The sequence below is a fragment of the Stenotrophomonas sp. STEN009 genome (genome assembly GCF_056760395.1).
In genome coordinates, this window is the sequence record NZ_JBRRES010000006.1 from 14752 (window position 1) to 28887 (window position 14136).

Genomic DNA, 14136 nt, shown 5'->3' on the forward strand with positions numbered 1-14136 from the left:
TGCGGTGTCAACATTGTCGCAACATTGCGTCGATGCATACGGAGCGCGACGGGGCCCTGGCTGGCACAATGATCCGAACCGTTTCCCGCAGCAGAGACCTCCATGCGCATTCTTCTGGTCGAAGATGATCCCGACCTCTCGCGGGCCCTGCAGTCCGGGCTGGAGCGGCAGGGCGTGGTCGCCGACGTGGTCGGCAGCCTCGCCGAAGCCGCCATCGCGTTGCGCGAACCGGTGCACCAGCTGATGCTGCTCGACCGCCAGCTGCCGGACGGCGATGGTGCCACCTTCGTCGCCACCGCACGCACGTTGCGGCCGAATCTGGCGGTGATCATGCTGACCGCCAAGGGCACGCTGTCGGACAAGGTCGAGGGCCTGGATGTCGGTGCCGATGACTATCTGGTCAAGCCGGTGGCGATCGAAGAACTGATGGCACGCATCCGCGCGGTATCGCGTCGGCCATCGGCGATGGTCACCCCCAGCCTGCGGCTTGGGCAGCTGGAATTCGACTTCGAATCGCTGCAGGCGCAGGTGCAGGGCCAGACACTGGCACTGCCGCGCCGCCAGGTGCTGGTGCTGCAGGCGCTGGCGATGAGGCAGGGGCGCACGGTCACGCGCAGCGCGTTGGAGGCGGCGGTCTACGGTTTCGATGACGAGATCCAGTCCAACGCGCTGGATGCGCACATCTCCAAACTGCGCAAGGCGCTGCAACAGGCGGGCGCTGGCGTGGAGATCCATGTCATCCGCGGCGTCGGCTACCTGCTGGCGGAGGCCTGACATGGCGCGACCGATCCGATCGATCACCCTCGGCCTGGCCTGGCGGTTGTTCCTGGCGCAGGCGTTCACCGTGCTGTTCGCCGTGGTCGCACTGATCCTCACCTGGGGTGACAAGGATTCCTGGGGCATGGACATGTTCACCGCCGAGGCGGTGGCCAAGGCCGTGCACAGCCAGGATGGGGGCCTGGCGCTGGACGAGGCACGCTGGCAGAAGCTGGATGCGCGCGCCGGTGGCAACCTCTGGTTCGCCGCCGTCGATGACCGGGGAGCCTGGCTCGAGCGTGGCAAGGTACCGGCGATCCATGCGCCGCTGCTGGCGCGGCTGCCGACGCTGGGTGCCACCGAACTGGGTTCACTGGTGCCGCCCTATCTGGACGTGGCGCGGGTGATGATCCGCAACGAGGACGGGCGGCGCATCACGGTGATGGTGGGGGGCGCACCGAAGGGCGGCCTGCTGGATGGCGCGCTGATGGTGCTGCGCCTGATTGGCCTGTGGTTCTTCCTGCCGCTGATCGTGGTCACCCTGCTGGTGATGCCGACCGTGATCCACCGCGCGATGCGAGGTGTCCGACGCTCCGCGCAGCAGGCCAAGGAACTGGACATCGGCCAGCCGGGCGCGCGGCTGGACGCGCAGCTGGTCTCGACCGAGGTAGCACCGCTGGTGGAGGCGTTCAACGATGCCATCGACAAGGTGCAGCAGGGCTATGCGGCGCGTGACAAGTTTCTTGCTGATGCCGCGCATGAGCTGCGCGTGCCGATTGCCGTGGTGCAGGCGCGCCTGTCGCAGCTGCCGCAGGGCGAGTTGAAATCGCAGTTGCTGACCGACATTGCTCGCCTGGGCAACGTGGCCGAGCACCTGCTGGATCTGCAGCGGCTGGATCGCAACACCAGTGCGATGCAACGGTTGGATCTGGCCCTGGTGGTGCGCGAAGCGGCGGCCGAACTGGCTCCGCTGGTGGTGGGCGCCGGCTACGGTTTCGAGGTGGACGCACCAGAGACGCCGGTGTGGATCCACGGTGACAGCCTGGCGCTGGGGCGGGTCATCGCCAATCTGGTGCACAACGCCATCGTTCATGGCGGCGGGCGTGGCACGATCTGCGTACGTCTTGACCGGACCGGTCTGCTGGAAGTCAGCGACCAGGGCGCGGGCGTGCCGGTCGGCGACCGCGAGGCGATCTTCGAGCCCTTCCATCGACTGCGTGCGGCGGGCAGTGGCAGCGGGTTGGGCCTGCACCTGGTCAAGGAGATCGTCCAGCATCACGGTGGCTCGGTCAGTGTGGGTGAAGCCGTCGGCGGCGGCGCCAGCTTCCGGGTCAATTTCCATCGCGGCAGCGTGCGGCGCTGACCGCTGCGCGGGTCGTTGCCTGATAGGAGGACAGGGGCAGCACGCGGCAGGCTGATGCGATGGCCGCCGATACTCCGTTGCCCGCTCCCATTGGCGGGGTCTGCACTGCCGCGTTCGTCAGCGGCGCCCTGGCGTGCGTGCTGCTGCCCGCGTTGCCACCGCTCTGGAGCTGCGCGCTGGCGAGCACCGTGGCCGGCCTGGGGTGGGCGCTGCCGTGGCGCGGCCGCGCGGTTGCCGCGCTGCTGTTCGGCGCAGCGTGGGCGGCCCTGCATGGTCAATGGACGCTGCAGCAGCAACTGCCGCCGGCCATGCCGGTCCGCGATGCCGTGGTCAGCGGGCGCGTCGTCGATCTGCCGGTAACGGCGGGCGGCCATACCCGTTTCGTCCTGCAGGTCGGCGATGCACCGGGGCATCCCGCACTGGCGGGCAAGCGCCTGCAGATCACCTGGAGCGATCCATGGCCCGGAACCCGCACGCGCGTTGAGGGTGGGGGCCGTCATCAGGTCCGTGCGGGGGCGCAGTGGCGGTTGCCGTTGCGGCTGCGGGCGCCACGCTCGCGGATCAATCCTGGCGGCTTCGACGCGGAACGTCATGCCGTGCTGGCCGGCATTGCCGGTCACGGCACGGTGCGTGCAGCGGGCAGTGCGCGTGAACTGCAGGCGCCGGAGGGGCTGCTGGCCTGGCGCGAGCGCAGCAGCGATGCGATTGCAATGCAGGTTCCCAGCCCCGCATCGCGCTTCATCCGCGCGCTCGCGCTGGGCGATACCCGATGGCTGTCCGACACCGATTGGAATCAGTTGCGTGCGCTGGGGCTGACCCACCTGATCGCCATCTCGGGCTTCCACGTGGGCCTGGTGGGTGGCTGCGCGGCACTGCTGTGCAGCGCAGTGTGGTGGCTGTTGCCGTCGCTGGCCCGTCATTGGCCGCGTCCGCAGGCCGCTGCGTGTTCCGCCGCGCTGGCAGCGGCCGGCTATGCCCTGGTGGCCGGCGCGGAACTGCCGACCGTACGCACGGCGTTGATGATCGGGCTGATCGCCCTGGCACGCGGGGGGCGGCGACCTCCCGACGTGGTCCAGGCCGTGTCACTGGCGGCCCTGGTGCTGCTGTTGCCAGCACCACTGTCCGTGCTGTCGGCCGGCTTCTGGCTCAGCTTCGGTGGCGTGCTCTGGCTGCTGTGGTGCCTGCCGACGGCAAGCGCCGACAGTGTGGGGAGCCGCCTGCAGGCCTTCTTCGCGGCCCAGGGGGTGGCCAGTCTCGGCCTCCTGCCGCTGTGCGTGGCCCTGTTCGGAGGCGCCGCGCGCCTGGGGCCTCTGGTCAATCTGCCGGTCATCCCGTGGTGGAGCCTGCTGGTGGTGCCACTGGCACTGCTTGGCACCGCTCTGGATGCCCTGTACAGCGGGGCGGGACGATGGCCCTGGCGCGCAGCGTCCTGGCTGTTCGACCTCAGCTGGCAGGCCCTGCAGCCGCTGGCAGACCACCCGCAGGCGATGTGGTGGCTGGCCGAGGCTCCGGCGTGGACCGTGCCAGCGGCCTTGGCGGGCCTGTTCTGGTGGTTGCTGCCGCGCGGGGCCGGCGGCGTGCTGGCCGGCGCGCTGCTGTGCCTGCCGCTGTCATGGCCGTCACGTGACATACCGGCTGCCGGGGAGGTGCAGCTGCTGGTGCACGATGTCGGGCAGGGCACGGCGGTGCTGGTGCGCACGGCACGGCATGCATTGTGGTACGACGTCGGCCCTGCGATCGGTGGCGATGGCGACGAACGGGTCCTGCTGCCGGCCGTACGTGCGCTGGGTCAGGTGCCGCCCGGTCGCGTGGTGCTCAGTCATGACCATCTGGATCACACCGGCGCACTGCCGCGGCTGCGCAGGCAGCTGCCGCACCTGGAGCTGCTGGCACCCCCAGGCAGCAGCCTCGACGGTGCCGGCAGCTGCCATCGCGGCGTTCGCTGGCGATGGGACGGGGTGGACTTCGAGGTGCTGCATCCCGGGCCCGACGTGCCGACGGCCGGCAACGAGGACAGCTGCGTGCTGCGCATCGCCAGCGCACATGGCGTGATCCTGCTGGCCGGCGACATCGGCGCGGCGACCGAACGGCGCCTGGTGGAGCGGGCGCCCGGCGAGCTGCGCGCGGACGTGGTCCTGGTGCCGCATCATGGCAGCGGGGGGAGTTCGGATCCGGCCTGGGTGGCAGCGGTGGCTCCCCGGCTGGCCGTGATCTCGGCCGGGCACCAGAACCGTTTTGGCCACCCGAAACGTGACGTGGTGCAGCGCTGGCGCGCGGTGGGCGCCGAAGTGCTGGCCACGGCCGAATCCGGCGCGATCCGCATATGGCTTGGCGCACAAGGCCTGCAGCTGCGTGAACAGCGCATCCACGCGGCCCGGTGGTGGGATGCCGCTGGGCGGGCGCGGTCGGCTGCTATCCTATCGCCGATCGAACAGGCGGCCGCTGGGCCGGAGGGTTGAAACGTGTGGGAACTGGTCAAGGCCGGTGGCTGGCCGATGGTGCCGCTGCTGCTGTTGGGCGTACTGGCTTTGGCAATCGTCCTGGAGCGCTTCTGGTCCCTGCGGCGCGCTGAAGTGCTGCCACCGGGGCTGGGCCAGGAAGTGCGCAACTGGGCTGCGCGCGGCAAGCTCGACCCTGCCCATCTGCAGACGCTGCGTGCCAACTCGCCACTGGGAGCGCTGCTGGCCGCCGCGCTGGAAGCGCGCAATCGTCCGCGCGACCAGATCCGCGAGCGCATCGAGGACACCGGCCGCCACCTGGTACACCGCATGGAGCGGTTCCTCAACGCGCTCGGCACCATTGCCTCGGCCGGCCCGCTGCTGGGCCTGCTCGGCACGGTGATCGGCATGATCCAGATGTTCCTGGGCATCCTCGACCACGGCGTGGGCGATGTGAACCAGTTGGCCGGTGGCATCGGCAAGGCCCTGGTCTGCACGGCTACCGGCATGATCGTGGCGATTCCTGCACTGATGTTCCATCGCTATTTCAAGGGCCGGATCCACGGCTACGTAGTGGAGATGGAACAGGAAGCCAGCGCGTTGCTGGATACGCTCGATGGTCGTCCCGGCGTGATGGCGCCCGCACCGGCATCGGCTGCACGTGCCGCTGCGCCCGCCCCGGCGAAGGCCTGATCGATGCGTATCGGCAACGACCGATCCCAGGATGAGCCGCATATCGATCTGGTACCGCTGATCGATGTCATCCTGGTGCTGATCATCTTCTTCGTGGTCACCACCACCTTCGATGCGCGTTCGACGCTGCAGGTGCAGCTGCCCACCGCCAGCCAGCAGCACACCGATGAACCACCGCGTTCGTTGAGCGTGCTGATCAATGCCGATGGCCGCTATTTCATCAATGACCAGGAAGTGCTGCGCAGCGACGTCGAGTCGGTCAAGCAGACCATTGCCGCTGTGGCGGGCAGTGATCGCGAACAGACCGTGCTGCTGCGTGCCGACGCGCGTACTCCCTACCAGGCCGTCGTGACCGCGCAGGATGCGCTTGGTCAGCTCGGTTTCCGCCGTATTGCAATCGCCACTGCGCCAGAGGTGCGTCCATGAGTTCCAAACACGCGCCGGTGTGGCCGATCTACAAACGCCTGCTGGGCTATACCCGGGCCTATTGGGTGTTCATGGTGGCCGCGGTCATCGCGATGGTGGTCGAGGCACTGGCCGGCTATCACTTCACCAAGCTGATGGAGCCGCTGGTCAACCGGGGCTTCGTCAACCCGGAGCCGCGCATGGCGGTGATCCTTCCGCTGACCATCCTGGGCCTGTTCCTGATGCGCAGCCTGGCCACCTGGGTCAGCGACTACACGCTGGCCAAGACCGGGCGCAGCGTGGTCCGCGACCTGCGCGAGCAGGTTCTGCAGAAGTACCTGCACCTGCCGTCTTCGCACTTCGACAACGAGGCGACGCCGGTCATGGTCAGCCGCCTCAACTTCGACACCGAGCAGGTCACCCAGGCCAGCGCCGACGCACTGAAGACCGTGGTCGCCGACACCCTGACCATCATCGCCATGCTGGTGGTGATGCTGCAGATGAGCGTGAAGGTGACCCTGGCGATGCTGCTGGTGGTGCCGCTGATCGGCGGCATCGTGTCCTATGTCGGCAAGCGCTACCGCCGCATCAGCCGCGGCATCCAGGACGGCATGGGCACGATGGCGCAGACGGCGGAACAGTCGCTCGCCGCGCAGCAGGAAGTGAAGGTGCATGGCACGCAGGCGCATGAGATCGCCCGTTACTCGCGCCTGGCCAACCGCATGCTCGCGCTGAACATGAAAGTCGAAGTGACGCGTGCCGCCGCGTCCAGCGTGGTCCAGTTCCTCGCTGCGCTGGCCCTGGCGGTGATCGTCTGGGTGTCCACCCGCGAAGCACTGGCCGGCAAGCTCAATGCGGGCCAGTTCATGGGCCTGATGACCTCGATGATGGCGATCATCCCTTCGCTGCGGCGCCTGACCAGCGTGCAGACCTCGATCTCGCGTGGCGTCGCGGCGGCCGAGCGCCTGTTCGGCATCATCGACATGCCGGTCGAGCGCGACGACGGCACGCATGTCGTGCAGCGCGTACGCGGTGAACTGTCGTTCGAGCACGTGATGCTGCGTTATCGCGAAGACAGCGGCATCGCCCTGGATGACATCAGTTTCGTTGCCAGGCCCGGAACGGTCACCGCCATCGTTGGTCGTTCCGGCAGCGGCAAGACCAGCCTGATCCGGCTGGTGCCACGGTTCTACGAGCCCAATGGTGGCGTCATCCGGCTGGACGGCGTACCCCTGGATGACTATCCGCTGGCTGACCTGCGCCGGCAGGTGGCGATCGTCGGGCAGAAGGTCATGCTGTTCGACGACACCATCGCTGCCAACATCGCCTATGGCATGGATGCGACCGACGAGCAGATCCGTGCCGCGGCCGAAGCGGCCAATGCCTGGGAGTTCATCGCACGCATGCCACAGCAGCTGCAGACGCCGGTGGGCGAGAACGGTGCGCTGCTGTCCGGTGGCCAGCGCCAGCGCCTGGCGATCGCCCGCGCGATCCTGCGTGATGCGCCGATCCTGATCCTGGATGAAGCCACCGCGGCGCTGGACAATGAATCCGAACGGCTGGTGCAGGACGCGCTGCAGCGACTGATGCCGGAGCGCACCACGCTGGTGATCGCCCACCGCCTGTCCACCATCGAACACGCCGACCAGGTGCTGGTGATGGATCACGGCCGCATCGTCGAACGTGGCACCCATCATGAGCTGCTTGCCATGGGTGGCCTGTACCAGCACCTGCACAGCATGCAGTTCCGCGAAAGGCAGGACTGATGGCAGGCAAGGGTACCCAGACCCCGCCGTACTGGTATGACGGCAGTTCGGTTCCATGGCCCATGCGCCTGCTGGCTCCGTTGTATGCCGGCGTCACCGCGCTGCGGCGACGCCTGTACCAGCGCGGTTGGCGCAAGCGCCACACGTTGCCGGTGCCGGTCATCGTGGTCGGCAACATCACCGCTGGCGGCACCGGCAAGACGCCGTTGACCATCGCCCTGGTCGAGCGGCTGCGCGCGGCCGGCTGGACGCCAGGCGTGGCGAGCCGTGGTTATGGCCGCGAGAACGCCGACAAGGCGCAGTGGGTAAAGGCCGATACGCCGGTTGCAACCGGCGGCGATGAGCCGGTGCTGATTGCCTGGAAGACCGGCGTGCCGGTGCGCGTCGATCGCGATCGGGTGGCGGCGGGCCGTGCGCTGATCGAGGCCGGTTGCGATGTGATCGTCTGCGACGACGGCCTGCAGCACTACCGGCTGGCCCGTGACATCGAAATCGAAGTGGTGGATGCGCAGCGCCGCTACGGCAACGGCCGGATGATCCCGGCCGGCCCGTTGCGCGAGCCGGTCAGCCGCGCTGCCGAGTGCGATTTCCGCGTGGTCAACCTGGGCCAGACGGATGAGGACGGCGCGGCGCAGGCCTGCGGATTCGGTCAATGGCCGATGGCCCTGCATATCGACACCGCACAGCCTCTCGCGGGTGGGCGTGCGCGCCCGCTGGGCTATTTCAAGGGCCAGCGCGTGCATGCCGTGGCGGGCATCGCCCATCCACAGCGCTTCTTCGACATGCTGCGCGCGCGCGGCATCGGCGTGGTGCCGCATGCCTTCGCCGATCACCATGCCTACCAGCCGCAGGAACTGTCCTTTGGTAGCCAGCTGCCGGTGTTGATGACCGAGAAGGACGCGGTGAAGTGCCGCGCGTTCGGCAATGACTGGCATTACGCCGTGCCGTTGCGCGCTGAACTGCCTGCCGCGTTCTGGGTGGCGCTGACCGATCGCCTGGACAAGCTGCGACCGAACTGAGCGGCCGGGCGACGCTTGCAATCAGGCGCCGCTGGCCACATTCCCGTTGTAACGAGCCTGCCGAGTACCGCCCGCATGACTGAATTCGTCGTTGCCATCCCCGCCCGCTATGCCGCCTCGCGGCTGCCGGGCAAGCCACTGCGCCTGCTCGGCGGCGAGCCGCTGGTGCTGCACGTGGCGCGCCGTGCGTTGTTGGCTGGCGCTCGCGAGGTATGGGTGGCCACCGACGATCAGCGGATCGCCGACGCACTGGCGGGCCTGGGCGAAGTGAAGGTGGCGATGACCGCCGCATCGCATGCATCCGGCACGGATCGCCTGGCCGAGTGCGCGCGCATCGCCGGCTGGGACGACGACACCGTGGTGGTGAACCTGCAGGGCGATGAGCCGTTCGCGCCGGCGGCCGGCATCCGCGCCGTGGCCGAGGCGCTGGTCGATGGCGCGGCGCCGATGTCGACCCTGGCTACGACGGTTGAGGACGCCGAGACCTTGTTCGATCCGAACGTGGTCAAGCTGGTGCGCAATGTGCGCAACGAGGCGCTGTACTTCAGCCGCGCCCCGATCGCCTGGCACCGGGACGGTTTCGCACGCAGCCGCGAGGCCCTGCCTGAAGGCCACCAGTGGCTTCGTCACATCGGCATCTACGGTTATCGCGCCGGCTTCCTGCAGCAGGTCGCGGCGATGCCGCCGGGCCGGCTGGAGCAGATCGAAGCGCTGGAGCAGCTGCGCGTGCTGGAAGCCGGCTTCCCGATCAGCGTCGCCATCTCGCCTGAAGCGTTTCCGCCTGGCATTGACACCCCGGAGGACCTGGAGCGGGCCGAGGCGGTGCTGCGGGCCATGACCCCGCAATGAAGCTGCTGGTCGTCTGCCTGGGCAACATCTGCCGCTCGCCGATGGCCGAGGGGGCATTGCGCGCGCGCCTGGAGGCATCCCCATTGGCCGGCCGTGTGCAGGTCGATTCGGCCGGCACGGGCGACTGGCACGTGGGCGAGCCGCCGGACCGGCGGGCGATCGCCTGCGCAGCCGGCCATGGCGTTGACATCAGCGGGCTGCGTGCCCGCCAGCTGCGCGCCGATGACTTCCAGCGCTTCGACTGGATTCTCTGCGCCGATGAGGCCAACCTGCGTGATGCCGGGCGGCTGGCCACCGCGCAGGAGCGCCAGCGCCTGGCCCTGTACCTGCCATGGTCAGGCGGGCAGGGCGCGGCCGCCATTCCGGATCCGTACACCGGTGGCAGCGATCATTTCGAGCAGGTCTGGACCCTGGTTGACCAAGCGGCAGAACGTGCGGTGGCACGACTGTTGCATGACGTCGACTCCGGCATAATCAGGGCATGAACGCCCAGCCTGTCCCGGACCTGCCCGAGTTCGCCACCTGGCTCAATGCCACCCCCTGCACCCTGGCGGAACTGCGCGGCCGGCCGGTCGCGCTGCTGTTCGTCAACGCTGCCTCTGCCTGGAGCGCACAACGCCTGGCCGAGTTCGGCCAATGGCTGTCGCGCCATCCGGGCAAGCTGCAGCCGCTGGTATTGCAGGTGCCGCGCTTCGACTTCGAGCGCGATGCCGATGCCGCGTTGAAACTGCTGCGCCGCCAGGGCCTGACCGCCCCGGTACTGCTGGATGCGGATTGGGACGGCTGGCGCCGTTTCGGTGTCACCGCGTGGCCGACCCTGATCCTTCTCGACGCGCAGGGACGCGAGCGGCAGCGGCTGGTCGGGCAGGGCTCTGCCGGCGAGCTCGAGCGCGCGCTGAACGCGCTGTGCGAGGGTGCACCCTCGGCCCCGCCGCGCGGTGGCAACGAGCTGCACCCCGAGCCGCGGCATGCGTTGCGCTTTCCGCTGGGCCTGGCGGTCAGCACCGAGCGCCTGTACATCGCTGATAGCGGCCATCACCGCATTCTCGAATGCAGCCATGGCGGCCGCGTGCTTCGTCAGTTCGGGCTGGGGACCGCGGATTTCATGGATGGCAATCTGGCCGAGGCCGCCTTCCACAGGCCGCAGGCACTGGTGCTCGAGCGCGACGCCCTGTACGTCGCCGACACCGGCAACCACGCCATCCGCCGGATCAACCTGTTGACCGGTCTGGTCGACACCCTGTGCGGCAATGGGCGCCCGGGCGCGCCGGTGGAAGGGCCTGTCGCCCAGCCGCGACAGGTGCCGCTGGATCATCCGGTCGGCCTCGCCATCGCCGACAACCAGCTGCATATCGCCATGGCGGGTGACAACCGGATCTGGAGCTACCACCTCGGCCAGCGCAGCCTGCAATGGCGCGCAGGCAGTGGCGCGATCGACGAGCGTGACGGCAGTGGGCATCTGGCTGCCTTCGCGCAACCCACCGCGCTTGCCGTAGTACAACAGGTCCTGTACGTGGCCGACGCGCTGGGGTCTTCGATTCGCGCGCTGCAGCTGCGTGGGGATCTGGTGCAGACGCTGCTCGGGCAGGGCACATGGCGCTTCGGTGAAGCCGACGGCCCGCGTGCCCACGCCAGCCTGCAGTTCCCGCAGGCGATTGCACTGAGTCCGGGCGCACCGCTGCTGTGGATTGCCGATACCGGCAACGGTCGCCTGCGCACGCTGCGCCTGGGCGGCGGCGAACTGACCACACAACCGTTGCCACGGCGCCTGCATGGCCCGGCCGGCCTGGCCGTGGGCGCGGGCGCGGTGTGGATCGCCGAGACCGACGCGCACGCCGTGCTGCGTTTCGACCCTGACAGTGGTGTACTCAGCGAAGTACCGATCAGCGAATGACCGACGTTCCCGTCCCGGCCTTCGACGGCAAGGCCTTCGCGGCCCAACTCAGTACCGCCCCCGGGGTGTACCGCATGTACGCCGCCGACGACACCCTGCTGTACGTCGGCAAGGCACGCGCGCTTCGCAACCGCGTGGGCAGCTATTTCAATGGCAGCCCGAAGAACGCGCGGATCATGTCGATGATCTCGCAGATCACGCGGATGGATGTGACTGTCACGCGCTCGGAGGCCGAGGCGCTGCTGCTGGAAAACCAGCTGATCAAGTCGCTGGCACCGCGTTACAACGTCTCCCTGCGTGACGACAAGACCTACCCGCACGTGCTGCTGACCCGCGAGGAATGGCCACGCATCGCCCTGCACCGGGGGCCGCGTGCGATCCCCGGCCGCTATTTCGGGCCGTATCCGGGTGTCACCGCGGTGCGCGAGACGCTGAACCTGATGCACAAGCTGTTCAAGCTGCGCAGCTGCGAGGACAGCGTGTTCCGCAACCGCTCACGGCCGTGCCTGCAGTACCAGATCGGCCGCTGCAGTGCCCCCTGCGTCGAGCTGGTACCGGCAGGCGAGTATGCCGAGTCGGTGCGCCGCGCGGCGCTGTTCCTGGAAGGCAAGAGCGATGAGCTGACCCGGGAACTGGGTGAGCAGATGCAGGCTGCCAGTGAAGCACTGGAGTTCGAGCAGGCCGCGCGCCTGCGTGATCTGATTTCGTCGCTGCGCAGCATGCAGACCCGCCAGTACGTCGATGGCCGCGCCGCCGACCTGGACGTGCTGGCCGTGGCCATGCAGGGATCGCAGGCCTGCGTGCTGCTGCTGGCATTCCGCGATGGGCGCAACCTGGGTACCCGCCCGTTCTTCCCCCGCACCAATGGCGAGGACAGCCCGCAGGAAGTGCTGGCGGCGTTCGTCTCCCAGTACTACATCGAGTTCGAGCCACCGCGCGAGATCCTGCTGGATCGCGAGATTCCGGATGCCGATCTGCTGATGGCCGCGCTGTCTGCTTCGGCCGAGCGCAAGGTGCAGCTGAAGTGGAACGTGCGCGGCGAGCGCGCCGGTTATGTAGAGCTGGCCAGCCGCAACGCGCAGCTGACGCTGGCCACCGAGCTCAACAGCCGCAACGCGCAGCACGTGCGCAGCGAAGCCCTGCGCGAGATGCTGGGCCTGGCCGAGCCGGTCAAGCGCGTGGAGTGCTTCGACATCAGCCACACGCTGGGTGAGGCGACCGTGGCCTCCTGCGTGGTTTTCGATGCGGCCGGTCCGGTGCGTGCCCAATATCGCCGCTACAACATCAGCGGCATCGAGCCGGGCGACGACTATGCCGCCATGCGTCAGGCCATCGACCGCCGCTTCCGCCGTGCCGTGGAAGAGCAGGGCGTACTGCCCGACGTGCTGCTGATCGACGGTGGCGCCGGCCAGCTGGCGCAGGCGCAGGCAGCGCTGGCCGACCTGGGCGTGGAGGGCGTATTGCTGGTGGGCGTGGCCAAGGGCGTGGAGCGCCGCGCCGGTCATGAGGCGCTGGTCATGCCCGACGGCCGCGAGCTGCGCCCCGGTGCCGCCAATCCCGCCCTGCAGTTCATCCAGCAGGTGCGCGACGAGGCGCACCGCTTCGCCATCACCGGTCACCGCGGCCGCCGGCAGAAGGCGCGCATGACCAGCAGGCTGGAAGACATCCCGGGCATCGGCCCGCGTCGTCGTGCCAGCCTGCTGAAGCATTTCGGTGGGCTGGTCGGCCTGAAGGCGGCCGGTGAAGCGGAGATCGCCAAGGTGGAAGGCATCAATGATGCCCTCGCGGCCCGTATCTACGCTAACCTGCACGGGTTGGCCACGCCCGATGCGGCCGATTAGAGAGAGAAGCGCGCAAGCATGAAGTTGACCCTGCCCACCTGGCTGACGCTGTTGCGGATCGTGATGATCCCGGTGCTGGTGCTGGTGTTCTACCTGCCCTACACCTGGACCAACTTCGCTTCGGCGGCGATCTTCGGCTTGGCCGCGATCACCGATTGGCTCGATGGCTGGATCGCCCGCCGCTATCAGCTGGAATCGGCGTTCGGCGCCTTTCTCGACCCGGTGGCGGACAAGTTGATGGTGGCGGTGGCGCTGTTCCTGATCGTGCAGGGGCATCCGACGCCGTGGATGGCGTTCTGGGCCGCCGTCATCGTTGGCCGCGAAATCGCGGTATCGGCATTGCGCGAATGGATGGCCGAGCTTGGCCAGCGTGCCAAGGTGCGGGTGGCGATGATCGGCAAGGTGAAGACAACCGCGCAGATGGTTGCGCTCCTGTGCCTGCTGTACTCGGTCGCGCCCAGCGTGGCGGTCGAGGACATCTGGATGGGCTGGCCGATCTTCCACATCGGTGACTGGACGCTGGCCATCGCGGCGGTGCTGACGCTGTGGTCCGGCCTGCAGTATCTGCACGCGGCCTGGCCGAGCCTGCGCGAGGACGAGCGTGCCGCACGCGAGCGCTCACGACAGAAGAAGCTGGGCAACGGTTGATCGGCGGCACACGGGATGCCCGTCAGGTTGCGAAGCGCGCTGGTTGCTGGATGCGCGCGGTTGAAAAAAGGCCTTGACGCCCCTTCCAGAATGGGTAGAATTTCGCCTCCCAAGCGGGAATAGCTCAGTTGGTAGAGCGCAACCTTGCCAAGGTTGAGGTCGCGAGTTCGAGTCTCGTTTCCCGCTCCAGATTCTGAAAGAGAGGCCTCTGGCCTCTCTTTTTTTATGTTGTGCCGGCCCTGGATTGCCGGGCTTTCCGCTCATCCGAACCTGAACGGAAAACGGGAATCGCCGAGGAGATTTCTGTTGACGCATTGCTGCAATCTCGACACAATAGCGCTCCTTCGACGCAGGTCGAACGGAATCTGCGGGAATAGCTCAGTTGGTAGAGCGCAACCTTGCCAAGGTTGAGGTCGCGAGTTCGAGTCTCGTTTCCCGCTCCAGATTCAAAAAAGAACGCTCCC

The 14136-nt window shown here is 68.1% G+C and carries 12 protein-coding genes and 2 tRNA genes; all 14 read left to right on the top strand.

Features of this window, described 5'->3' with window-relative positions:
* Positions 1 to 102 precede the first annotated feature (102 nt).
* Complete coding sequence (locus ACVOMM_RS04115; RefSeq protein ID WP_065175867.1) at positions 103 to 774, top strand: response regulator transcription factor; 672 nt, start codon at positions 103 to 105, stop codon at positions 772 to 774.
* Position 775: 1 nt separating this feature from the next.
* A complete protein-coding gene (locus tag ACVOMM_RS04120) occupies positions 776 to 2119 on the top strand; it encodes a sensor histidine kinase (protein ID WP_053519968.1) in 1344 nt (447 codons plus the stop codon).
* A 59-nt stretch (positions 2120 to 2178) separates the two neighbouring features.
* Complete coding sequence (locus ACVOMM_RS04125; RefSeq protein ID WP_459061810.1) at positions 2179 to 4578, top strand: DNA internalization-related competence protein ComEC/Rec2; 2400 nt, start codon at positions 2179 to 2181, stop codon at positions 4576 to 4578.
* Between the two features lie 3 nt (positions 4579 to 4581).
* Complete coding sequence (locus tag ACVOMM_RS04130; protein WP_053519966.1) at positions 4582 to 5250, top strand: MotA/TolQ/ExbB proton channel family protein; 669 nt, start codon at positions 4582 to 4584, stop codon at positions 5248 to 5250.
* A 3-nt stretch (positions 5251 to 5253) separates the two neighbouring features.
* Complete coding sequence (locus tag ACVOMM_RS04135) at positions 5254 to 5676, top strand: ExbD/TolR family protein (RefSeq protein WP_065181236.1); 423 nt, start codon at positions 5254 to 5256, stop codon at positions 5674 to 5676.
* Positions 5673 to 7421 carry a lipid A export permease/ATP-binding protein MsbA gene (gene msbA / locus ACVOMM_RS04140; protein WP_053519964.1) on the top strand — a complete coding sequence of 583 codons (1749 nt, stop codon included), beginning with the start codon at positions 5673 to 5675 and terminating at the stop codon, positions 7419 to 7421. The genes ACVOMM_RS04135 and msbA overlap by 4 nt, the downstream gene beginning before the upstream one ends.
* On the top strand, positions 7421 to 8440 hold the full coding sequence (gene lpxK, locus ACVOMM_RS04145; protein WP_053519963.1) for a tetraacyldisaccharide 4'-kinase: 1020 nt from the start codon (positions 7421 to 7423) through the stop codon (positions 8438 to 8440). The genes msbA and lpxK overlap by 1 nt, the downstream gene beginning before the upstream one ends.
* A gap of 75 nt (positions 8441 to 8515) precedes the next feature.
* A complete protein-coding gene (gene kdsB, locus ACVOMM_RS04150) occupies positions 8516 to 9289 on the top strand; it encodes a 3-deoxy-manno-octulosonate cytidylyltransferase (RefSeq protein ID WP_053519962.1) in 774 nt (257 codons plus the stop codon).
* On the top strand, positions 9286 to 9774 hold the full coding sequence (locus ACVOMM_RS04155; protein ID WP_065175871.1) for a low molecular weight protein-tyrosine-phosphatase: 489 nt from the start codon (positions 9286 to 9288) through the stop codon (positions 9772 to 9774). The genes kdsB and ACVOMM_RS04155 overlap by 4 nt, the downstream gene beginning before the upstream one ends.
* Positions 9771 to 11183: a hypothetical protein gene (locus ACVOMM_RS04160; RefSeq protein ID WP_322523491.1), complete on the top strand. Its 1413-nt coding sequence runs from the start codon at positions 9771 to 9773 to the stop codon at positions 11181 to 11183. The genes ACVOMM_RS04155 and ACVOMM_RS04160 overlap by 4 nt, the downstream gene beginning before the upstream one ends.
* Positions 11180 to 13024: an excinuclease ABC subunit UvrC gene (gene uvrC, locus ACVOMM_RS04165; protein WP_053519959.1), complete on the top strand. Its 1845-nt coding sequence runs from the start codon at positions 11180 to 11182 to the stop codon at positions 13022 to 13024. The genes ACVOMM_RS04160 and uvrC overlap by 4 nt, the downstream gene beginning before the upstream one ends.
* Positions 13025 to 13042: 18 nt before the next feature.
* Positions 13043 to 13672, top strand: coding sequence for a CDP-diacylglycerol--glycerol-3-phosphate 3-phosphatidyltransferase (gene pgsA / locus ACVOMM_RS04170; protein WP_053519958.1), 630 nt, complete (start codon positions 13043 to 13045; stop codon positions 13670 to 13672).
* A gap of 113 nt (positions 13673 to 13785) precedes the next feature.
* Positions 13786 to 13861: transfer RNA gene (locus ACVOMM_RS04175), tRNA-Gly, on the top strand.
* Positions 13862 to 14039: 178 nt separating this feature from the next.
* Positions 14040 to 14115 (top strand) — tRNA-Gly (locus tag ACVOMM_RS04180).
* Positions 14116 to 14136 lie beyond the last annotated feature (21 nt).